Origin of the sequence: Nocardioides mangrovi (genome assembly GCF_020073815.1) — a bacterium.
GTDB lineage: Bacteria > Actinomycetota > Actinomycetes > Propionibacteriales > Nocardioidaceae > Nocardioides > Nocardioides mangrovi.
The window spans coordinates 151,260-170,421 of record NZ_JAIQZJ010000004.1 but is presented as its reverse complement, the minus strand read 5'-3'; the positions used below and the strand labels follow the sequence as shown (position 1 = coordinate 170,421).

The following is a 19,162-nucleotide window of genomic DNA, read 5'->3' as shown; positions in this document are numbered from 1 at the left end:
CATGCATGTCTGAGTACGTCGAAATGTATGACATTGTCGGGCCGGTGTCGACCCCGAGCGCGACGTGGTGAGTGGCGCGCGCGGCCTCAGACGCGGCGGAAGAGGGCGGCGAGGGCCTGGCCGCCGCCGATGCACATCGTCACGATGCCGAGCTCCTGGTCCTCGCGGACGAGGGTCTTGGCGACCCGGAGGGACAGGATGGCGCCGGTGGCGCCGACCGGGTGGCCGAGGGCGATGGCGCCGCCGTACGGGTTGACCCGGGCGGGGTCGAGCTCGGCGTCGCGGATCACGGCGACGGCCTGGGACGCGAAGGCCTCGTTGAGCTCGATCACGTCGATGTCGGAGGGCCGGGTGCCGGTCTGCTCGAAGAGTGACCGCAGCGCCAGGACGGGCGCGTAGCCCATCAGCTCGGGCTCCATGGCGGCGGTCGCCACCGCCTCGAGCGACACGAGCGGGGTGAGGCCGCGGGCCGCGGCCGCACCCGCAGTCGCGAGCACGACGGCGGCACCGCCGTCGTTGATGCCCGACGCGTTGCCGGCGGTGACCGAGCCGTCCTTCTGGAAGGCCGGGCGGAGCCGGCCGAGCGCCTCGACGGTGGTCTCCGGCTTGGGGTGCTCGTCCTCGGTGACGGTGACCGGTCGGCGGCCACCGACCTCGACCGGGACGATCTCCTCGGCGAACGCCGCCCTCGCCTCGGGCGTGGCCGCCCGGCGCTGCGACTCGGCGGCGAACTCGTCCTGCTCGGCGCGCGAGACGCCGTACCGCTCGGCGACGCGCTCGGCGGTGATGCCCATGTGGATGCCGTGGAAGGGGTCGGTGAGCATCATGACCGTGCCGTCGACGAGCGCGCGGTCGCCGAGCTGGTAGCCGGAGCGGGCGCCGAAGTCGTAGAAGGGCATCCGCGTCATCGACTCGTCGCCGCCGGCCACGGTGATGTCGAGGTCGTTCCAGCGCATCTCCATCGCCGCCGACCAGATCGCCTGGAGGCCGGATCCGCACAGGCGGTTGACGGTGTACGCCGGCGTGCTCGTCGGGAGTCCGGCGGTCACGGCGACGCGTCGGGCGTTGTAGGCGTCGGGACCGACCTGGCCGATGCACCCCATGACGACCTCGCGCACCTCCTCGGGTGCGACGTCCGAGCGGTCGAGCGCGGCCCGCACCGCGGTCGCGCCGAGCTCGAATCCGGGGACGTCCTTGAAGGCGCCGCCGAAGCTGCCGACCGGGGTCCTGGCCCCGTCGAGGAGAACGATCTGACCGTCAGTCACCCGGCCGACCCTAGGCAGCCGGACTCCTGAGCGCCCGCGGCCGCAGGGCAGCCGGGTGTGGCTCTCTCCAGTGCTCGGCGGGCGTCAGCGCCGAGGTGTCACCGCGGCCAGGCAGTCGGCGCAGTTCTCGCCGTCGCTCGGGAAGGCGATCTCGAACAGCCGGGTCCAGGTGCCGACCGGCTTCCCGCAGGCGGTCAGCGAGCTGCCCATCTGCTTGGCGTGCGCGACCGAGTCCGGGACCGGCACGTACGCGCCGTCGACGCGGGCGATCCTCGTGTGGGAGCAGACCACGAACCAGTAGATGCGTGGAGCGTGCGTAGCCGTCCTCATCTCATCCGCCACACGGGGTCGCGCTTCTCCCGGAAGGCGCTGACGCCCTCCTGGATGTCGTCGGTCGTGAAGGCCAGCGCGAGCTGCGACCGCAGCGCCGACAGGGCGTCCGGGAGGCTCATGTCGCGGGTGGCGTCGATCGCGTCCTTGCCCATCCGCATCAGCAACGGCGACTTCGCCGCGAGCCGGTGCGCCCAGCTCCGGACCGTGGCCTCGAACTCCTCGGCCGGCACGACCGCGTTGACGATGTTGAGGCGGGCGGCCTCCGTCGCGTCGATCGGGTCGCCGAGCATCATCAGCTCGTTGGCCTTCAGCCGGTCGAGGTTACGGTAGATCAGCGCCGAGATCATGAAGGGGAAGACGCCGACGTTGATCTCGGGACAGCCGAACCGGACCCCCTCGCGGGCGATGACCAGGTCGCAGGCCAGGGCGAGGCCGAAGGCACCGGCGAGCACGTCGCCGCCGGCGGCACAGATCACCGGCTTGCCGAGGCCGCCGATCAGCTCGTAGAGCCGGGGGAAGCGATCGAGACCGGCGTACTTCGTCACCGTGGGTACGTCGGACGCGAACGCCTTCAGGTCGCCGCCGGCCGAGAAGACCCGGTCGTGGGTGGAGCCCAGGACCACGACCCGGACGGCCTCGTCCGCCTTCGCGTCGGCCAGCCGGGCGAGCAGCTCGTCGAGCAGCTCGTCGCTGAGCGCGTTGCGGGTCTCGGGGCTGTCGAGCAGGACGAACGCGGCGCCGTGGTCGTCGACGTCGTAGCGGACGGGCATCAGCTGGTCTCCAGGATGATCTTGCCGAAGGCGGCGCCCGCCTCCAGGCGACGGTGGGCCTCGACCACGTCGTCGAGCGGATGGGTGCTGTCGATCACCGGCGGCGGCACGGCGTACGCCGCGAGCAGGTCGAGCAGGCCGGCGAAGTCGGCGGGACTGCCCATGGTGGTGCCGAGCAGGGTGTGCTGGGCGAAGTAGTAGGGCCGGACGGCGAGCTCCTCGTGCTCCGAGCGGGAGGCGCCGAGGACCACCAGCCGACCTCCGGGACGCAGCGCCCGCAGCGACTGCGCCCACGTGCCGACGGAGTCGAGCACGACGTCGAATCCCCTGCCCTGGTTGGCCTCCCGCGCTGCCTCCGGCCAGCCGTCGTCGGTGTAGAGGACGCCGCCTGCGGCGCCCAGGTCGCGCGCGGCGTCGATCTTGTCGACCGACGACGAGGTGACGAACACGGTCGCGCCGACGGCCGCGGCGAGTGAGACCGCCATCGTGGCCACGCCGCCGCCCGCGCCGAGCACGAGCAGCGACTCACCCTGGCGCAGGCCGGCCCGGGAGAAGAGCGCGCGGTAGGCGGTGACGCCGACCAGCGGCAGGGCCGCGGCCTGCGCCCAGCTCAGTCCCGCGGGCTTGGGACGCACGCACTCGACCGGCACCGCCACCCGCTCGGCGTAGGTGCCGAAGCGGTGGTCACCGAGGATCTCCCAGCCCGTCGCCGGCGCGGACTCGTCGCTGCCCCACCACAGCGAGGGCAGCACGACGACCTCCTCGCCGGTGCTCTCGTCGATCCCGGCGCCGTCGGCGCCCGGGACGTGCGGCAGCGGCGAGGAGTACTGCCCGCGGCGCACGAGGACGTCGTGCCAGTTCAGCGCCGCCGCCCGGAGCCGCACGGTCGTCCAGCCGGGTCGCGCCTCAGGGTCCGGCACGTCCTCGACCCGCAGGACCTCCGGGCCGCCGTACTCCCGCTGGAGCGCGGCCTTCACGAGCCCAGCAGCAGCGTGCGGACCTGGCCCGAGAGCTCGATCGCGGTGTGGATGTCGTCGCTGACGGGCACCAGCGTCAGCGTGCGCGCGCCGGCCTCGACGTAGCCGGACAGGAAGTCGGCGACGTCCTCGGGCCGGCCGGCCGCGGTGATGTGCTGGAACTTCTCGGCCGGGAGGTTGTAGAGCGCCGACATCCGCTCGCCGAGGCGGGTGCGCGCGGCGGCCGCGTCGGAGCCGAGCCCCACCCACATGTTGAGGCCGGCGAAGGTCGGCGCGTCCCGGCCCGCCTGCTCGCAGGCCTCGAGCAGCTGCTGGTGGGTCGCGCCGTAGCGGCGCGCCGAGCACCACATGCCGAGCCAGCCGTCGCCGTACGCCGCCGTACGGCGGACAGCCACGTCGCCCGCACCGCCGATGACGATCGGGACCCGCGGCTCGACGGGAGGCAGGATCCTCGCGGACTCGAGGTGGAAGAACTCGCCGTCGTGGTCGACCGCCTCACCCGTGGCGAGCCGTCGAAGCAGGCCGAGGGTCTCGTCCATGCGACGGCCGCGGGTGCTCGGGTCCACGCCCATGTTGCTGACCTCGGAGCGGTCCTCGCCGGCCACGCCGACACCCAGCGTCAGCCGACCGGGCGCCAGCTGCGACAGGGTCGCGAGCGACCGCGCGGTGGCCATCGGGTGCCGCAGGCCCGCGAGGTAGACGCCGATCAGGACCTTGAGGGAGTCGTGGGAGGCGAGCGCGGCGGTGGCCGCGACGAAGCCGTCGAACCCGGTGCCGCCGTGGAAGCTGATGTGGTCGCCGACCGTCAGGTGGTCGAGCCCGACGTCGCCCATGTGGTCGAGCACAGCACGCCGGGCACCGGGGTCCGGGCTGAAGAGCTCGTCGTTGACGGCGATGCCGAGCTGGATCTGTGGGTCCACGTCGCCATGGTCACCGCGGCGGAGGTACGACGCCACCGGCGGCGGTCGCCGCCACTGGTGAGCCCTCCACCCGGCAGGGGTACCTCCGATTGCCCCGGTCGCCGCGCGCGCCGATGCTGAGCGGGTGACGACACGAGGGATCACCGTGCTGGCAGGCGGGCTGAAGGACACCCGCGACATCACCGTGCGCGCCGAGCAGGCGGGCTTCGACGGGGCCTGGTCGGGAGAGTTCCTCAACCGCTCCGCCGTCGTCTCCGTGGCCGCGATGGCCGCGGCCACCACGCGGATCGGCGTGGGCAGCGCGATCGCGTACGCCGTCGGCCGCTCGCCCCTCGTGCTCGCCAACGACGCGCGCTTCCTCGACGAGATGAGCGAGGGCCGCTTCACGCTCGGGCTCGGCACCGGCACCCGCGGGATGATGGTCGGCTGGCACGGGGTCACCGACCCCGACGGCCCGGCCTCACGGATGGAGGAGCTGATCCCGCTGCTGCGCCGGCTCTGGCAGCTCCACGAGGGACCCGTCGTGCACGAGGGTCGCTTCTACTCCTGCAACATCACGCCGACCGCCGACATCGAGCCGCCCCTGCGCCCGGAGATCCCGATCTACACCGCCGGCGTGAACGCCCGGATGATCGAGGTCGCGGGCCGGGTGTCCAACGGCCTGATCTGCCACCCGACGATCACCGACCAGTACCTCGGCGACGTCGCCCGGCCCGCGATCGAGCGCGGCGCCGAGAAGACCGGCCGAAGCGCCTCCGACGTCGCGCTCAAGGGCGTGATCATCACCGCCATCGCCGACTCCGTCGAGCAGGCGCGGCGCGAGGCGGCCGCCCAGATCGCCTTCTACGTCGCGCCCAAGGCCTACGGGACGGTCATGGAGGCCTCCGGCTTCGGCGCCGAGACGGCGGAGATCCAGGCGGCCTTCCGGGCCAAGGACCACGACGCGATGGTCGATGCCGTCTCCGACGCGATGCTCGCGGAGATGGCCGCCTACGGCACCACCGACGACGTCCGCGAGCAGGTCGAGCGGCTCGAGAAGCGCTACGACCACGCCGCCCTCTACTCCCCCAGCTTCACGCTGTCGGCCGAGCGGGTCGCCGAGAACACCACCGCGATCATCGAGACCTTCGCCCGGTGAGTCGCGACCTCGAGGGCACCGTCGCCCTCGTGACCGGCGCGACCAGCGGGATCGGCCGCGCGGTCGCGGTCACCCTCGCGTCGTACGGCGCCGCGGTGGCTGTGGTGGGCCGCCGCTCCGACCGGCTCGACGAGCTGGCCGCGGAGATCGGCGAGCGGTGCCTCGTCCTGCCCGCGGACCTGCGGGACCCGGTCGCGGCCACCGGTGCGGTCTCCGCGACCGTCGAGAGATTCGGCCGGCTCGACACGGTGGTCAACAACGCCGGGCGGATGCTCAACGGCCCCACGCTCGAGGCGACGCTCGAGGAGTGGGAGACCATGGTCGACCTCAACCTCAAGGCGCTGATGTACGTCACCAAGGCCGCCCTGCCCCACCTCGTGGACGCGGCCGCGACCGGTCCGCGGCGGGTCGCCGACCTGGTCAACATCTCGTCGATCGCGGGCCGCTTCGCCAACCGCAACGTGGCGATCTACAACGCCACGAAGTTCGGGGTGACGGCCGCGTCGGAGTCGTGGCGCCAGGAGTTCGCGCCGCACCACGTCCGGGTCTCGGTCATCGAGCCGGGCGTCGTCGAGACCGAGCTCTTCGGCCACCAGCAGCAGCCGGTGCAGGAGCACTACGAACGGCTCTTCGCCGACGTCGAGCCGCTGCTCCCGAGCGACATCGCGGACGTCATCGCCTTCGTCGTCCGGGCGCCGCGCCGGATGGGCGTGGCCGAGGTCGTCGTCCGCCCGACCACCCAGGCCTGATCCTGCCCCCGGGCAGGGCTCAGCCCGCCGGGTAGGTCATGTAGATCGACTCGCCGACCATCGCCGGCTTCTCCTGCCCCATCACCTCGACGCGGAGGGCGACGCGGTACTGCACGCCGCCGTCGTCGCGGCGGATCGCCCCGGGGATCGAGGCGGCCAGCCGGATCTCGGCGCCGACGGGCACGACCGAGGTGAAGCGCACCTTCTCCAGCCCGTAGTTGGTCCCCCGGCCGTGGTCGGTGATCACCATCAGCTGCTTGAGCAGCGCCGGCACGAGCGACAGGGTCAGGTAGCCGTGCGCGATCGTGCCGCCGAAGGGACCGCCGGCCGCGCGCTCGGTGTCGACGTGGATCCACTGGTGGTCGTCGGTCGCGTCCGCGAAGGTGCCGACCCGCTCCTGGGTGACCTCCATCCACGGGGATGCGCCCAGGTCGAGCCCCTGCGCCTCGGCCAGCTCGGCCACGGTGATCTCCAGCATGCGACGACGACACACGATGCGGGACCGCCCGGTCAAAGGACGCCGGACCCGCGACCTGTCGAGCCCCACACCCGCGCTCTCCGCGGTGCTGCGCACCCGGCGCTCCCGCGTCCTACGGTGCCGCCATGCCACCGACCACCCAGCAGCCGACGTACGACGAGGTGCTCGCCGTGCCGGCGGTCCTCGAGGGCACCGTCGCCCCCGAGTTCATCGACGACAACGGGCACATGAACGTGCGGCACTACCTCGACTACGGCGCCCACGGCGCCGACCGGATCTGCCGGGACGTCGGGATCGACCGTGACTACCGCGCGAACAGGCGGATGGGCGTCTTCACGGCCGAGCACCACATCCGCTACTTCAGCGAGATGCACGAGGGCGATCCCTTCAGCGTGCACACGCTCTTCCTGGAGCGATCCTCCCGCGCGGGGCACGTGATCTCCCTGATCCTCGACCGACGTCGGGAGGTCCTCTCGTGCACGGTCGAGATCGCGCTGGTCCACGTCGACCTCGACAGCCGCCGGGCGCTGCCCTACCCCGACGACGTCGCTGCCGGGATCGACGCCTGGGTGGCGCAGGCCGCGGCGGTGCCGTGGCCGATGCCGCTCAGCGGGGCCATGGGCCTACGTCGCTGACGCCTCCCGCACCACGGTCGCGCGCACGCACTCGGCGCCGTCCTCACGTCGGACCGACACCTCGACGACCGCGAGGGTGCGGCCGCGGTGCCGGACCGTCGGCTCGACGAGCAGCCGGGTGCCGATCGGCGCCGGCCGCAGGTAGTGCGTCGACGCGCTGGTGGTGCTGAGCCCCGGGACCGCGTAGACCGCCGCGAGCTCGCAGAGCGCCAGCGAGATCCCGCCGTGGAGCGTGCCGCGGGGGTTGCCGAGCCGCGGCCCGAGGGTCAGGCGGAGCCCGGGCTCCGCGACCTCGACGTCGCCGAGGATCGCGAGGAGACCGGCGGCCTCGCCGGGGGCGGGCAGCTCCAGCCCGTGGGCGACCCGCCCGGAGGAGATCGCCTCGAGCGGCGGCGGGATCGCCACGTACCTGTTGCGACCGTGGCCGTAGGCCACGAGCTCGCCCGCGTCGTCGCGCAGCTCGCCCCGGGCCACTCCTCCCGCCGCATCGCTCGCGGCGACGAGGGCCCGGCCGTGCACCCGCCCCGAGGTCGGGAGCGGACGGACGAAGGTGACCGACAGCTCGGTGGTCGACGACCAGCCGCCGCCCGGGGCGGCCGCGTTGACGGCGTACCCGAAGGTGTCATCGGCGAGCACGCCGAGCGCCCCCGCCGACGGCAGCCCGTCCGGGCCGACCAACCACGGGCCGACCGGCATCGAGGCCCGCGCCTCGCCCTCGCCGACCGTCAGCTCGATCCCGAAGAGCTCCTCCGCGCCGGAGCGCACGAACGCCATGTCAGGCGCTCGCGAGCCGGGCTCGGAGCTCGTGCTTGCGCACCTTGCCGCCCACGGTCTCGGGGAGGTCTGCCACGAACACGACCCGCTTCGGGGTCTCGTAGCCGGCCAACCGGGCGCGGGCCCACGCGATGAGGTCGGCCTCCTCGACGAGCTCCCCCGGGACGAGGGAGACGACGGCGGTGACGAGCTCGCCCCAGGTCGGGTCCGGCAGGCCGACGACGGCGACGCGGGCGATGGCCGGGTGCTCGGCCAGGACGTTCTCGACACGCAGGCTGGAGACGTTCTCGCCGCCCGTCTTCACGACGTCCTTGAGCCGGTCGACCATGACCTGGTCCTGCGCCGACGGCTCGACGTAGCGGCAGCTGTCCCCGGAGTGGAACCACCCGTCGCGGAAGGCCTCCGCGGTCGCCTCCGGGTTGCGGTAGTAGCCCTGCGTGATCATCGGGCTGCGGTAGACGGCCTCGCCCGGCTCGCCGGCCCGACCGCGCAGGCTGGTGCCGTCGGGATCGTGGACGTCGGCGGCGAGCAGTGGCGTCGGGAGCCCGACGTGGTTGGTGCCCGCGACGGCCTCGGCGGCCCGGTCGGGGTGCATCTGGGGCCAGAACCGGAAGCACGACTGCGACTCGGTCTGCCCGAAGACCTCGAGCGGCTGGGCCTGGGGCGCCACCGCCGCCAGCCGCGGCAGCAGGTCCGCCCCCATCGCGCCCCACGAGAACATGACCGTCGTCAGCGAGGACAGGTCGATGTCGTCGCGCTGCTCGGCCACGGCCACCAGGCGCTCGACCCACAGCGGCGAGCCCGCCCAGACCGACGTCACCTTCTCGCGCGTCACTGCCTCGGCCAGGCCGACGTCGTCGGGCCGGCGCCCGACCACCGCCGTGCCGCCGCTCATCCAGGCCGGCACGATCCCCGAGTTGTGGCCGCAGTGGTAGACGATCGGGAGGAAGGTCGCGAGCACGAGGTCGGTCTCGTAGCGCAGCCCGCGGGTCTGCGACATCGCGTAGGCGTAGCCGCTCAGGTAGGTGTAGGAGTGCGCCGTCATCGAGGCCTTGGGCATCGAGGTGGTGCCGGACGTGAAGAGCAGCGCCCAGATGTCGTCGCCGCTGACGGGCACGTCGACCTCGTGGGTCGGCTGGGCGTCGATCCAGGCGCCGAACGAGCGGCCGCCCGGGCCGGCCTCCCCGTCGACCTCGATGAGGGCCGCGGGCGTCCGGCCGTGGGCCGCGAGCACCTCGGCTCCGCGCGCCACCAGCCCGGCGTCGGCCACCACGACCGCGGGCTCGACCAGCTCGAGGGCGTGGCGCAGCACGTCCGGAGCGAGCAGCGAGTTGACCGGTACGGCGACCATCCCGGCCTTGGCGATGCCGACCATCGTGAGCAGCGCCTCGACGGAGTTGTCGCAGTAGAGCAGCACCCGGTCGCCCGGCTGTGCGCCCTCGGCGAGCAGCGCGTGGGCGACCTGGTTGGCGATCCGGTCGCCCTCGGCGTACGTGACCCGCTCGAAGCGCGGTTCGGAGAACGCGCCGGCCCAGCCCACGAGGGCGACCTTGTCGGGCGTGCTCCAGGTGACCCGCTCGAGCAGGTCGCCCACCGACATGCGGTTCCACCGCTGGTCGGCCCGGCGGCCGCGCAGGGTCTCGACGTCGAACGCGGTCATGCGTAGAGCCTCTCGATCGTGGTGGCGTACTTGGTGGTGATCTCGGCGCGCCGGAGCTTGGCGGTGGTGGTGACCTCGTCGCCTCCGGGCGGCCACGGCGCGTCCGCGATCGCGAAGCCCCGGACGGTCTCCGGCTTCGCCAGCCTCTCGTTGCCGGCACGGACGGCGGCATCGACCTCGGCGCGGACCTCCGGGCTCGCGGCGAGCTCGGCGAAGTCGCCGGTGAGGCCGCGACCCGCGGCGAAGGAGCGGAGCTGGTCCTCGTCGAGGGCGACCAGCGCGGTGACGTAGCGGCGTCCGTCGGCGATCGCGACGACGTGGTCGATGAGCGGCGAGGCGCTCTTGACCGCGCCCTCGATCACCGCCGGCATCAGGTTCTTGCCGGTCGCCGTGATCAGCAGCTCCTTCTTCCGGCCGAGGATGGTGAGGTAGTCGTCGTCGATGCGGCCCAGGTCGCCGGTCCGGACCCAGCCGTCGGCGCCGAGGATCTCGGCCGTCCGGTCCGGGTCGCCGACGTAGCCGGAGAAGACGTGCCGCCCCCGGACCTGGACCTCGCCGTCCTCGGCGATGCGCCCCTCCATGCCGGGCAGGAAGCGCCCCACCGTCCCGAGCCGGATGTCGCCGGGCGGGTTGAGCGTGCACATCACCGCCTCGGACATGCCCCAGATGTCGGAGACCGGGAAGCCGACCGCGTGGAGGTAGGCGAGCATCTCGTACGCCGCCGGCGCGGTCGCGACGCCGAGGTACTCGGCGCGGTCGAGGCCGACCGCCGCGCGCAGCCCGTCGGCGTCGAGCGACGGGTCCGCGTCGAGCAGCGCGCGGATCCGGTCGACGAGCTTCTCGTAGATGCGGGGAACTCCGAAGAACCGGGTCGGCCGGACCCGGACGATCTCGTCGTAGAGCGTCGCCGGGTCCGGGACCGAGTGCACGGTCAGCCCCGCGGTCAGGCCCGCGTAGTGGCTCATGAACCGCTCGGCGATGTGGTTGAGGGGGAGGTAGGAGAGCACCTCGCCGAAGCGCGTGACCGGCGCGAGCGCGAACGTGTCGGCGGCGGAGGAGGAGATCGCCCGGTGCGAGAGCTGGACCGCCTTCGGCACCCCCGTCGTCCCGGAGGTGAAGATCAGCGTCGCGATGTCGTCCGGGGTGACCGCGCGCCAGAGCGCCGCCGCGTCGGCATCCGGGTCCGCCGCCGCTCGCACGTCGTCGAGCCCGAGCACCCCGTCGGCCGGCCCGTCGACGCTCACGAGCGTCAGCGGCATCCGTGCGGCGGCGTCGCGGGCCAGCGGCAGGAGCCGCGCGTCGGTCACGAGGACGCGGCTGCCGGCCACGCCCAGCAGGGCGACGAGGCGGTCGACGGGCTCGCTCTCCTGGAGGGAGTACGGCGTGGCTCCCGCGTGCAGCAGCGCGGTGTCGGCCACCGAGAACTCGGGGCGCGGGCCCATGAGCAGCGCGACCCGCTCGCCCCGTCGTACGCCGAGAGCGGCGAAGCCGACCGCGAGGCCGGCCACCTGCTCGGCGTACTCCCGCCAGGTGATGCCGGGGTGACCGGGTGCCGCGAGGGCGAGCCGGTCACCGCCCTCGGCGGCCACGGCCTGGAAGGACGCGCACAGGGTCGGGAAGTCGTCGGTCACCCGTCGAGCATCGTCGGGCGGCCCGGAGCGGACCACCGCGACCGCCGGGCCCGATGTGGATGTCGACACCACCAGTCGGAACACCGCAGGGCACTTGTGAACGATCGTTCCGCCGACCTACAGTCGGCAATGGTCAGGCCAAAGCGGGCAGGGCCCGAGGAGAGAGGACACCGAGGATCGCAATGGACGACTTCACGGACGTGACGTACGAGGTCGAGGACGGTCTCGCCTGGATCACCATCAACCGGCCCGAGCGCTACAACGCCTTCCGCGCCCGCACCGTCGACGAGCTCGTGCTGAGCTTCAAGCGGGCCTGGGCCAGCGACGAGGTCGGCACCATCTGCCTGACCGGCGCCGGCGACAAGGCGTTCTGCTCGGGCGGTGACCAGAAGCAGCGGATGGAGACCGGGGACTACGGCCCGTCGGTCAGCGGCCTCTTCGAGGTCGAGTCCCTGCACCGCGTGATCCGCGACGTGCCCAAGCCCGTCATCGCCGCCGTCAACGGCATCGCGATCGGCGGCGGCCACGTGCTCCACGTGCTCGCCGACCTCACCATCGCGGCCGACACCGCGACCTTCGGCCAGAACGGCCCGCGCGTCGGCTCCTTCGACGCCGGCCTCGGCTCCGGCTACCTCGCCCGCGTCGTCGGCGAGAAGCGCGCCCGCGAGATCTGGTTCATGCTGCGCCGGCTCACCGCCGAGGAGGCGCTGGACTGGGGCCTGGTCAACAAGGTCGTCCCGGCCGCCTCGCTCAAGGACGAGGTGCGCGAGTGGGCCAAGACCATGAACTCCTACTCCCCCACCGCGCTCAAGGTGCTCAAGCAGTCCTTCAACACCGACACCGAGCACTTCATCAGCGTCGGCAACATGGCCTACACGACGCTGAAGATGTTCGGCGAGACCGAGGAGTCCAAGGAGGGCATCACCGCCTTCAACGAGAAGCGCCAGCCCGACTTCTCGGCGTACCGGGGGAACTGAGGCATGCGCCTGGACGCCGAGCGGCTCGAGTTCGCGGCCGCCATCGAGGACTTCTGCGCCCGCGAGGTCGGCGGCTTCGCCGGCCTCGAGGAGCTGACCGACCACGAGGCGATCGCCAACAGCCCGGTCATCCTCGAGAAGATGGCCGCGCTCGGGTGGCTCGGCGTCTCCCTCCCGTCGGAGTACGGCGGGGGCGGCGCCGGCTTCGTCGACGAGTGCGTCTTCCTCGAGGAGACCAACCGCGGCCTGGCTCCCGTGCTCGGCTACTCCACCGGTCTGACCGCCGCGCAGACCTATCTCAAGTGGGGCACCGAGGAGCAGAAGAAGACGATCGTCTCCAACCTGGCCGCCGGCCGGATCGAGGCGATCGCCCTGTCCGAGCCGGGCACCGGCTCGGACCTCGGCGCCGTCCGGACCCGCGGGGTGCGCGACGGCGACGAGTACGTCCTCGACGGCCAGAAGACCTGGATCTCGGCGGCCCACGTCGCCGAGCACATGCTCACCCTGGTCCGTGAGGACACCTCGGGCCCCAAGCACACCGGGCTCACCCTGCTCATGGTCCCGTGCGCCACCCCGGGCATCGAGATGCGCGAGGTGCGGACCATGGAGGCGCGCACCTGCAACGACGTCTTCTTCACCGGCGCCCGGGTGTCCGCCTCCGCCGTCGTCGGCGAGCCCGGCCAGGGCTGGAAGCACCTGATGCGCGGGCTCTCGGTCGAACGGATGATCATCGCCGCGTTCAGCATCGGCAACGCCCGCCGCGCGCTCGAGGACGCCGTCGCCTACATGCGCCAGCGCGACGCCTTCGGCCAGCCGATCTCGGACTTCCAGGCGCTGCGGCACCGCGTCGCCGACCTCGCCACCGACATCGAGACCACCCGCGCCTTCGTGTACGACGTCGCCCAGGCGATCGACGAGGGCCACGAGGACGGCCTCGCCCGTGAGTCCTCGATGGCCAAGATGCGTGCGACCGAGGTGGCCCGCAAGGCGGCGCTCGAGGGCATGCAGCTGATGGGCGGTGCGGGCTACGCCCGCGAGTACGGCATGGAGTTCCAGGTGCGCCGCGCCCTGGCGCCGCCGATCTTCGGCGGCACCAACGAGATCCAGCGCGAGATCATCGCGAAGTCGATCTTCTAGAGCTGGACTGCTGGACCCCGATCTGCTGGGCCACGGGGGTGCTCAGGTCCAGATCGGCCCCGGCCGGCCGCCGTCGACGGTGATCACCGCACCGTTGGCGACGGCCCCGCGGGGCGAGGCCAGGAAGGTGACCACCGCCGCGACATCGTCGGCGGTGACCGGTCGTCCGATGCCGTTGCGGCTCGCCTGCTCCAGGTAGGCCGGGTCGCCCTCGACCCGCTCGGTGACGGTGAGCCCGGGGTGCACGCAGGTGGCCGTGACGCCCCGGGGACCGAGCTCGTCGGCGAGGTTCTTGGTGATCGCGACGACGGCGATGTTGCGCACCGACCCGGCGATCGACCCGGTGGAGCGCGCGTTCATGCCGCTGATGTTCACCACCCGCCCGCCGCCGCGCTCGAGGTGCGGCGCGGCCGCGCGCACGACCCGCGCGTAGCCGAGCGCCTTGGTGTCGACCTGGTGCAGCAGGTCGGCATCGTCCAGGCCTGCGAGGCCGGTCGGCTGGCCCGGCTGCGCCCGTGGCGCAGCGGCGTTGACGACCACGTCGAGACCGCCGAGCTCCTGGACCACGGTCTCCACGGCGGCCCGCACGGCGGCGTCGTCGGTGGTGTCGGCGGTGACCGTCAGCGTGCCCCGCCCGACCGCCGTCGCGGCGGCGGCCAGGGCGGCGGCGTCGCGGCCGAGCAGCGCGACCCGCGCACCCTCCCGGGCAAGCGCATGGGCGACGGCCAGGCCGATCCCCCGGTTGCCTCCGGTGACGAGTGCGGGCGCGTCGGCGAGTCCGAGGTCCATGGAAGGACGCTAGCGATGACTACAGCGTCGACACGTACGAGTACGACGAGGAGCGGGACAGCGCGAGCTCGAAGATCCCCGACCCCGCCGTACCGTCCCAGTCGAAGGTCGCGAGCCGGTCGGTGAGCGAGGAGTCCAGCGTCCGCTGGGAGACGGAGCCGAGCTCCCAGGTCTCGCCCTCCACGTGGTCGACGCCCTTCGCCTCGCCGTGGTGGCCGCCGTAGCCGGCGCCGGCCATGAAGCCGCCACCGGCCGTGCCGTCGCACCCGACGCGGTAGACGGCGCCCGAGGCCGTGGTCACCTCGACGGTGCCGCCGCGCAGGTCCAGGTCGTCGAGCACCAGCGCGTGCCGGACGTCGACGATGTCGTCGAGCGTGCCGTCGGTGTGCATCACGGCGCCCTCGAGCATGATCCGCGAGCCGTCGCGCCGCTCGACCAGCAGGAAGCCGATCGAGCGGTCGGGGAACTGCGCCTGGTACCAGATGTGCAGCCCCTGGCCGCCGGCCATCGTGCGCAGCCCGCGGGAGCGGTCGCGCTGGGAGTACCACCCGTCGACCGGGGTCGTGTCGCCGTCGACGGTCAGCGTCCCGGAGACCAGGCCGGACTGGAAGAGGTGGTCGAAGGAGGTCGTGCCGCCCGACGGGTTGTCGACGTCGACGGTCCCCCACCAGTACGGCGCCCGAGCCCGCCAGGTCACGTCGAAGGTCATCCCGGTCGGGTTGTCGCCGAGCGCGAGCCGCCACTCGCGGTTGGGCTCGACGACCTCCCACGAGAGCGGGCCGCAGGACGACCAGTCGGTCGCGGCGAGCTCGGTGTAGAAGCGCGCGTTGCGCTGCTCGGTGGGCGTCACGAGCACCGCGAAGCCGTCGACGGTGCCACGGACGGGGTGCAGTCCGCAGCCGACGAGCACCGACGGCGCCGTGCCGGACGTCGGGTGCAGGTTGACGACGAAGCGGTCGAAGAAGCCGGTCGGCAGCCCGTCGAGGTCGGCGGGGGTGACGATCGCGTCGTGGAACTCCGGGCGGGTCTGGGTCACGGGTGCTCCGAGGGTCGAGGGGCCGGGTCGAGCCCGGCGGTGTGGTGCGCCGCGTCCAGGAAGGACTGCACGAGCGCCTGGTCTGCGTAGTAGGGGTCGCCGACGCCGCGGACGGCGCGGCGCCGGCCGTACTCGTAGAGCACGGCGAGCTTCCAGAGCGCGAGCGTGGTGTACCAGGTGAGGTCCGCGAGGTCGGCGCCCGTGCGCTCGGCGTAGCGGTCGGCGAGCTCCTTGCGCGTGGGCCAGCCGGGCTCGAGCATCGCTGTGCCGAGCTCCTCGGTCGGCGTCATCGCCGTGTCCGGCTCGGGCACCGAGGAGAGGAAGTAGCCGAGGTCGAAGAGTGGGTCGCCGATCGTGGTCAGCTCCCAGTCGAGCACGGCGGCGATGGTGCCCGGCGCGGACTCCGAGAGGACGACGTTGCCCACGCGGTAGTCGTTGTGGACGATCGCCGCCCCGGACTCGGCGGGGACCCGGGCGGACAGCCACGACACGATCGGGGCGAAGTGGGCGGGCGGGTCACCCGCACCGTCCGCGACCAGCCGGCCCATCCGGTGGAGGTGCCGCTCGTTGAAGCCCTCCGGCCGGCCCATGTCGGCGAGGCCGCGGCCCCGCCAGTCGACGGCGTGGAGGTCGGCCAGGGTGTCCACGAGCGCGTGGCCGAGGTCGCGGCGTACGCCGGGCGTGTCCAGCGGCGTGGGGGTCCGTGTCGTGACGACCGGTCCGCGTGCGAAGCCCATGACGTAGAAGTGCACGTCGATCACCTCGCCGGCCTCGGCCGTGGCGAGCAGCGGCGCCACCGGCACCGACGTCCCGGCGAGGGCGTCGATCCAACGCGCCTCGCGGAGCATGTCGTGGGCGCCCGGCGGCGTCGGCGGGGGCGGCGGCCGGCGGACGACGACGCTCCGGCCGGCTCCGTCGCTCACCAGGTAGGTGAGGTTGGAGTGCCCGTCGCCGATCCGGCGCGTGCTCACGGCGCCCGAGGTCAGCCCCCGGTCGGCGAGGAACGCGGCCAGCCGGCCGAGGTCGTCCTCGGACCAGTCCCAGTCACTCATCGGCGCCGCTCACTCGCCCGTGAAGACGGGCGGGCGCTTCTCCTTGAACGCCGCGAGCGCCTCCGGCATGTCCCGCGTGCGCGACATCAGGGCCTGCCCGCGGTTCTCCAGCTCCAGGGCCGCGGCGTACGACGTGATCTCCTGGTTGCGCTGGATCGCGCGCTTGGACATCCGCACCCCGCTGGGGCTGTTGCTGGCGATCAGCCGCGCCATCGCGAGGGTCTCCTCCCACAGCGAGTCGGCCGGCACCATCCGGTTGACGAGGCCGATGCGGGCGGCCTCCTCCGCGCCCACGATGCGGGCGGTGTAGCCGATCTCGGCGGCCACGGCCGGGCCGAGCAGCCGGGTCAGGTGGTAGGAGGTGCCGAGCTCGCCGACCGAGAGACCGACCTTGACGAAGGCCGCGGAGAACTTGGCCTTCTCGTCGCAGAGGCGGATGTCCGCGGCGAGCGCGAGCGCGAGTCCGCCGCCGGTGGCCGGGCCGTGGATCGCGGCGATGACCGGGAAGGGCAGGTGCCGGATGGCCTGGATACCGCCGGTCGCGGTCTCCTGGAACTTGAGGAACTCCCGCACGCCCATCTCGGTGATCTGGTGGATCTCGTCGAGGTCGAAGCCGGCGCAGAAGGCCCGGTCGCCGGCGCCGGTCACGACGAGCGAGCGCAGGGGTGCGTCGCGCAGCGCGAACGCGGCCTCGCCGTACTCGCTGAACATCCGGATCGTCTGGGAGTTCATCCGGTCCGGGCGGTTGATCCGCAGCACGCCGACGCCCTCCTCGGCGATCTCGAACGTGAGCGTCTCCAGCTCGGGGAAGTCGATGTCCACGTGACTCACGCTCCGGTGAAGATCGGCGGGCGCTTCTCCTTGAAGGCCGCGAGGGCTTCGGGCATGTCGGTGCCGCGGGTGAGCAGCGCCTGGCCCCTGTTCTCGAGCTCGATGGCGGCGGCGAAGGAGCCGACCTCCATGTTGGCCTGGAGCGCGCGCTTCGAGAGCTGGACGCCGCCGGGGCTGTTGGAGCTGATCTCGCGGGCCAGCTCGAGGGCGGCCGCGACGCAGTCGTCGGCGACCCGGTTGACCAGGCGCAGCGCGGCGGCCTCCTCGGCGAGCACCATCCGGCCGGTGAAGCCGAGCTCGCTGGCGATGGCGGGGCCGCACAGCCGGCTGAGGGTCCACGAGGTGCCGAGGTCGCCGGAGGAGAGCCCGATCTTCACGAAGGCGGTGTTGAACTTCGCCTCGGGTCCGGCGATCCGGATGTCGCAGGCCAGGGTGAGCGCGAGGCCGCCACCGGTGGCCGCGCCGTTGACCGCCGCGATGACCGGGTGCCGCATCGAGCGGACCGCGAGCAGGGCGCGGCAGGCGCGCTCCTGCTGGTCGAGCATCGCCATCGCGCCGAGGTCGGCCAGCAGGTCCGCGTCGGCGAGGTCGTAGCCGGCGCAGAACGCCTTGCCCGCACCGGTGAGCACCACCGCGCGGCAGTCATCCTCGTCGTTGAGGTCGAGCGCCATCCGCTCCAGCTCGTCGAACATGGTGTTCGTCATCGCGTTGTAGCGCGTGGGCCGGTTGAGCGTGACGACGACGATGCCGGGCTCCACCTCCTCCAGCAGCAACGTCTCGTAGGTGCGGTCGAGCGCTCTCACGCCATCTCCTCCTGCAGGGATTCCTGTCGTACGGCGCCGGCCTGCTCCCAGGCGGCGATCGTGTCGGGGTCGACGCCCCAGTCGGCGAGCGCGGACCGGGTGTGCTCACCGGGGGCCGGGGGCGGCCCGTCGATGCGGGCCGGGGTGCGGCCGAAGCGCGGCTGGGGGGTCGGCTGGGTGACGCCGGCGAGCTCGGTGAAGGTCTGCCGGGCGACGTTGTGCGGGTGGGCCCAGGCCTCCTCCGGGTCGAGGACCGCGGAGACGCACGCACGACCGTCGGCGCGCGCCACCCAGTCCGCGCGGGTCCGGGTGCGGACGCGGTCGGCGATGGTCTGCTTGAGCGCGGGCCACTGCGACTGGTCGAGCTGGGGCGGCAGGGTCGCGGGGTCCAGCTCGAGGACCTCGAGCAGCTCGGCGTAGAAGTGCGGCTCCATCGCCGCGACGGCGAGGTAGGCGCCGTCCGAGCAGGCGTAGGCGTCGTAGAAGGGGGCGCCGCTGTCGACGATGTTGGTGCCGCGACCGGCGTTGCCGCTGTGCCAGGTGCCGTTGCTGACGAAGCCGTGGAACGCCGCGCCGAGCAGCGCCGCACCGTCGGTCATCGCCGCGTCGACGACCTGCCCGCGGCCGGACTCCCGTGCCTCGATCACGGCGGCCAGGAGGCCGAGCGCGAGGATCAGGCCGCCGCCACCGAAGTCACCGACCAGGCTCAACGGCGGGACCGGAGCCCGACCGGCGCGGCCGATCATCGAGAGGACGCCGCTCTGCGCGACGTAGTTGAGGTCGTGGCCGACCGCCTGCGCCATCGGGCCGTCCTGGCCGTAGCCGGTCATCCGGCCGTAGACCAGCCGCGGGTTCACCGCCCAGCAGTCCTCCGGGCCGACGCCCAACCGCTCGGTGACGCCGGGGCGGAAGCCCTCGAGCAGGGCGTCGGCGTCCCGGACCAGCTCGAGCACGACCTCGCGGCCGCGGGGGTTCTTGAGGTCGACGGCGACCGACCGGCGGCCGCGGTGCATGACCTCGGTGCGGAAGTCGGCGTTGGGACCGACCAGGGCCGCGCCGCTCGCGCGGTCGAGCCGGACCACGTCGGCGCCGAGGTCGGCCAGCAGCATCGCGCAGAACGGACCCGGGCCGATGCTGCCGATCTCGACGACCTTGAGCCCGGCGAGCGGGCCTGTGTGCTCCACGTGGCGTCCTCCCTGTTCGGGCG

General features: G+C 73.0%; 20 protein-coding genes. 5 read left to right on the top strand and 15 right to left on the bottom strand.

Translation table 11 applies throughout. From position 1 onward, the window contains the following. Positions 1–86: 86 nt before the first annotated feature. From K8U61_RS09645 to K8U61_RS09625, 5 genes are all read right to left on the bottom strand, one after another. Positions 87–1,265: a thiolase family protein gene (locus K8U61_RS09645; protein WP_224122796.1), complete on the bottom strand. Its 1,179-nt coding sequence runs from the start codon at positions 1,263–1,265 to the stop codon at positions 87–89. Between the two features lie 84 nt (positions 1,266–1,349). Then, positions 1,350–1,595, bottom strand: coding sequence for a hypothetical protein (locus K8U61_RS09640; protein WP_224122795.1), 246 nt, complete (start codon positions 1,593–1,595; stop codon positions 1,350–1,352). Further along, entirely contained in the window at positions 1,592–2,368 is a 777-nt protein-coding gene (locus K8U61_RS09635; protein WP_224122794.1) for an enoyl-CoA hydratase/isomerase family protein, read from the bottom strand. Before K8U61_RS09635 ends, K8U61_RS09640 begins: the two co-directional genes overlap by 4 nt. Next, positions 2,368–3,345 carry a quinone oxidoreductase family protein gene (locus K8U61_RS25435; protein ID WP_224122793.1) on the bottom strand — a complete coding sequence of 326 codons (978 nt, stop codon included), beginning with the start codon at positions 3,343–3,345 and terminating at the stop codon, positions 2,368–2,370. The genes K8U61_RS09635 and K8U61_RS25435 overlap by 1 nt, the downstream gene beginning before the upstream one ends. Beyond that, the gene (locus K8U61_RS09625) at positions 3,342–4,265 is read right to left on the bottom strand and encodes an LLM class flavin-dependent oxidoreductase (protein ID WP_224122792.1); all 924 of its coding nucleotides are present in this window, start codon (positions 4,263–4,265) and stop codon (positions 3,342–3,344) included. The genes K8U61_RS25435 and K8U61_RS09625 overlap by 4 nt, the downstream gene beginning before the upstream one ends. Before the next feature lie 124 nt (positions 4,266–4,389). On the opposite strand from K8U61_RS09625, the gene K8U61_RS09620 reads away from it, so the two are divergent. Continuing rightward, complete coding sequence (locus K8U61_RS09620) at positions 4,390–5,403, top strand: LLM class flavin-dependent oxidoreductase (RefSeq protein ID WP_224122791.1); 1,014 nt, start codon at positions 4,390–4,392, stop codon at positions 5,401–5,403. After that, positions 5,400–6,152 carry an SDR family oxidoreductase gene (locus tag K8U61_RS09615; protein WP_224122790.1) on the top strand — a complete coding sequence of 251 codons (753 nt, stop codon included), beginning with the start codon at positions 5,400–5,402 and terminating at the stop codon, positions 6,150–6,152. The genes K8U61_RS09620 and K8U61_RS09615 overlap by 4 nt, the downstream gene beginning before the upstream one ends. Positions 6,153–6,171: 19 nt before the next feature. On the opposite strand, the gene K8U61_RS09610 is transcribed toward K8U61_RS09615, so the two are convergent. Next, a complete protein-coding gene (locus K8U61_RS09610) occupies positions 6,172–6,630 on the bottom strand; it encodes a MaoC family dehydratase (RefSeq protein ID WP_224122789.1) in 459 nt (152 codons plus the stop codon). A 125-nt stretch (positions 6,631–6,755) separates the two neighbouring features. Between K8U61_RS09610 and K8U61_RS09605 the strand changes: the two genes are divergently transcribed. Next, positions 6,756–7,265: a thioesterase family protein gene (locus K8U61_RS09605; RefSeq protein ID WP_224122788.1), complete on the top strand. Its 510-nt coding sequence runs from the start codon at positions 6,756–6,758 to the stop codon at positions 7,263–7,265. Here the strand turns inward: K8U61_RS09605 and K8U61_RS09600 are convergent. Genes K8U61_RS09600 through K8U61_RS09590 form a run of 3 tightly spaced genes read right to left on the bottom strand, consistent with a single transcriptional unit; the run spans position 7,254 to position 11,330 of the window. Next, positions 7,254–8,039 carry a PaaI family thioesterase gene (locus tag K8U61_RS09600; protein WP_224122787.1) on the bottom strand — a complete coding sequence of 262 codons (786 nt, stop codon included), beginning with the start codon at positions 8,037–8,039 and terminating at the stop codon, positions 7,254–7,256. The two genes, K8U61_RS09605 and K8U61_RS09600, sit on opposite strands and share 12 nt — an antisense overlap. A 1-nt stretch (position 8,040) precedes the next feature. Next, on the bottom strand, positions 8,041–9,699 hold the full coding sequence (locus tag K8U61_RS09595) for an AMP-binding protein (RefSeq protein WP_224122786.1): 1,659 nt from the start codon (positions 9,697–9,699) through the stop codon (positions 8,041–8,043). Further along, the gene (locus K8U61_RS09590; RefSeq protein ID WP_224122785.1) at positions 9,696–11,330 is read right to left on the bottom strand and encodes an AMP-dependent synthetase/ligase; all 1,635 of its coding nucleotides are present in this window, start codon (positions 11,328–11,330) and stop codon (positions 9,696–9,698) included. The genes K8U61_RS09595 and K8U61_RS09590 overlap by 4 nt, the downstream gene beginning before the upstream one ends. Before the next feature lie 182 nt (positions 11,331–11,512). Between K8U61_RS09590 and K8U61_RS09585 the strand changes: the two genes are divergently transcribed. Further along, complete coding sequence (locus K8U61_RS09585) at positions 11,513–12,307, top strand: enoyl-CoA hydratase-related protein (RefSeq protein ID WP_224122784.1); 795 nt, start codon at positions 11,513–11,515, stop codon at positions 12,305–12,307. A gap of 3 nt (positions 12,308–12,310) precedes the next feature. Next, complete coding sequence (locus K8U61_RS09580; protein WP_224122783.1) at positions 12,311–13,444, top strand: acyl-CoA dehydrogenase family protein; 1,134 nt, start codon at positions 12,311–12,313, stop codon at positions 13,442–13,444. Positions 13,445–13,486: 42 nt separating this feature from the next. Here K8U61_RS09580 and K8U61_RS09575 read toward each other — a convergent pair whose 3' ends face one another. Genes K8U61_RS09575 through K8U61_RS09550 form a run of 6 tightly spaced genes read right to left on the bottom strand, consistent with a single transcriptional unit; the run spans position 13,487 to position 19,139 of the window. Beyond that, positions 13,487–14,233 (bottom strand): SDR family NAD(P)-dependent oxidoreductase, encoded by a 747-nt coding sequence (locus K8U61_RS09575; RefSeq protein ID WP_224122782.1) that lies wholly within the window; start codon positions 14,231–14,233, stop codon positions 13,487–13,489. A 19-nt stretch (positions 14,234–14,252) separates the two neighbouring features. Continuing rightward, positions 14,253–15,269, bottom strand: coding sequence for an Rv3169 family protein (locus tag K8U61_RS09570; RefSeq protein WP_224122781.1), 1,017 nt, complete (start codon positions 15,267–15,269; stop codon positions 14,253–14,255). Then, complete coding sequence (locus tag K8U61_RS09565; protein WP_224122780.1) at positions 15,266–16,321, bottom strand: phosphotransferase family protein; 1,056 nt, start codon at positions 16,319–16,321, stop codon at positions 15,266–15,268. Before K8U61_RS09565 ends, K8U61_RS09570 begins: the two co-directional genes overlap by 4 nt. Positions 16,322–16,330: 9 nt before the next feature. Then, a complete protein-coding gene (locus K8U61_RS09560) occupies positions 16,331–17,143 on the bottom strand; it encodes an enoyl-CoA hydratase/isomerase family protein (protein WP_224122779.1) in 813 nt (270 codons plus the stop codon). 5 nt (positions 17,144–17,148) lie between these two features. Further along, complete coding sequence (locus tag K8U61_RS09555) at positions 17,149–17,955, bottom strand: enoyl-CoA hydratase/isomerase family protein (protein ID WP_224122778.1); 807 nt, start codon at positions 17,953–17,955, stop codon at positions 17,149–17,151. Then, positions 17,952–19,139, bottom strand: a complete 1,188-nt coding sequence (locus K8U61_RS09550) for a CaiB/BaiF CoA transferase family protein (RefSeq protein WP_224122777.1) — start codon at positions 19,137–19,139, stop codon at positions 17,952–17,954. Before K8U61_RS09550 ends, K8U61_RS09555 begins: the two co-directional genes overlap by 4 nt. Between the last annotated feature and the right edge of the window lie 23 nt (positions 19,140–19,162).

Bases quoted from the DNA above. Each gene is read 5' to 3' on its own strand.
- K8U61_RS09640 (WP_224122795.1), bottom strand. From the start codon at position 1,595: ATGAGGACGGCTACGCACGCTCCACGCATCTACTGGTTCGTGGTCTGC.
- K8U61_RS09635 (WP_224122794.1), bottom strand. From the start codon at position 2,368: ATGCCCGTCCGCTACGACGTCGACGACCACGGCGCCGCGTTCGTCCTG.
- K8U61_RS09610 (WP_224122789.1), bottom strand. From the start codon at position 6,630: ATGCTGGAGATCACCGTGGCCGAGCTGGCCGAGGCGCAGGGGCTCGAC.
- K8U61_RS09605 (WP_224122788.1), top strand. From the start codon at position 6,756: ATGCCACCGACCACCCAGCAGCCGACGTACGACGAGGTGCTCGCCGTG.
- K8U61_RS09600 (WP_224122787.1), bottom strand. From the start codon at position 8,039: ATGGCGTTCGTGCGCTCCGGCGCGGAGGAGCTCTTCGGGATCGAGCTG.
- K8U61_RS09595 (WP_224122786.1), bottom strand. From the start codon at position 9,699: ATGACCGCGTTCGACGTCGAGACCCTGCGCGGCCGCCGGGCCGACCAG.
- K8U61_RS09585 (WP_224122784.1), top strand. From the start codon at position 11,513: ATGGACGACTTCACGGACGTGACGTACGAGGTCGAGGACGGTCTCGCC.
- K8U61_RS09580 (WP_224122783.1), top strand. From the start codon at position 12,311: ATGCGCCTGGACGCCGAGCGGCTCGAGTTCGCGGCCGCCATCGAGGAC.
- K8U61_RS09575 (WP_224122782.1), bottom strand. From the start codon at position 14,233: ATGGACCTCGGACTCGCCGACGCGCCCGCACTCGTCACCGGAGGCAAC.
- K8U61_RS09565 (WP_224122780.1), bottom strand. From the start codon at position 16,321: ATGAGTGACTGGGACTGGTCCGAGGACGACCTCGGCCGGCTGGCCGCG.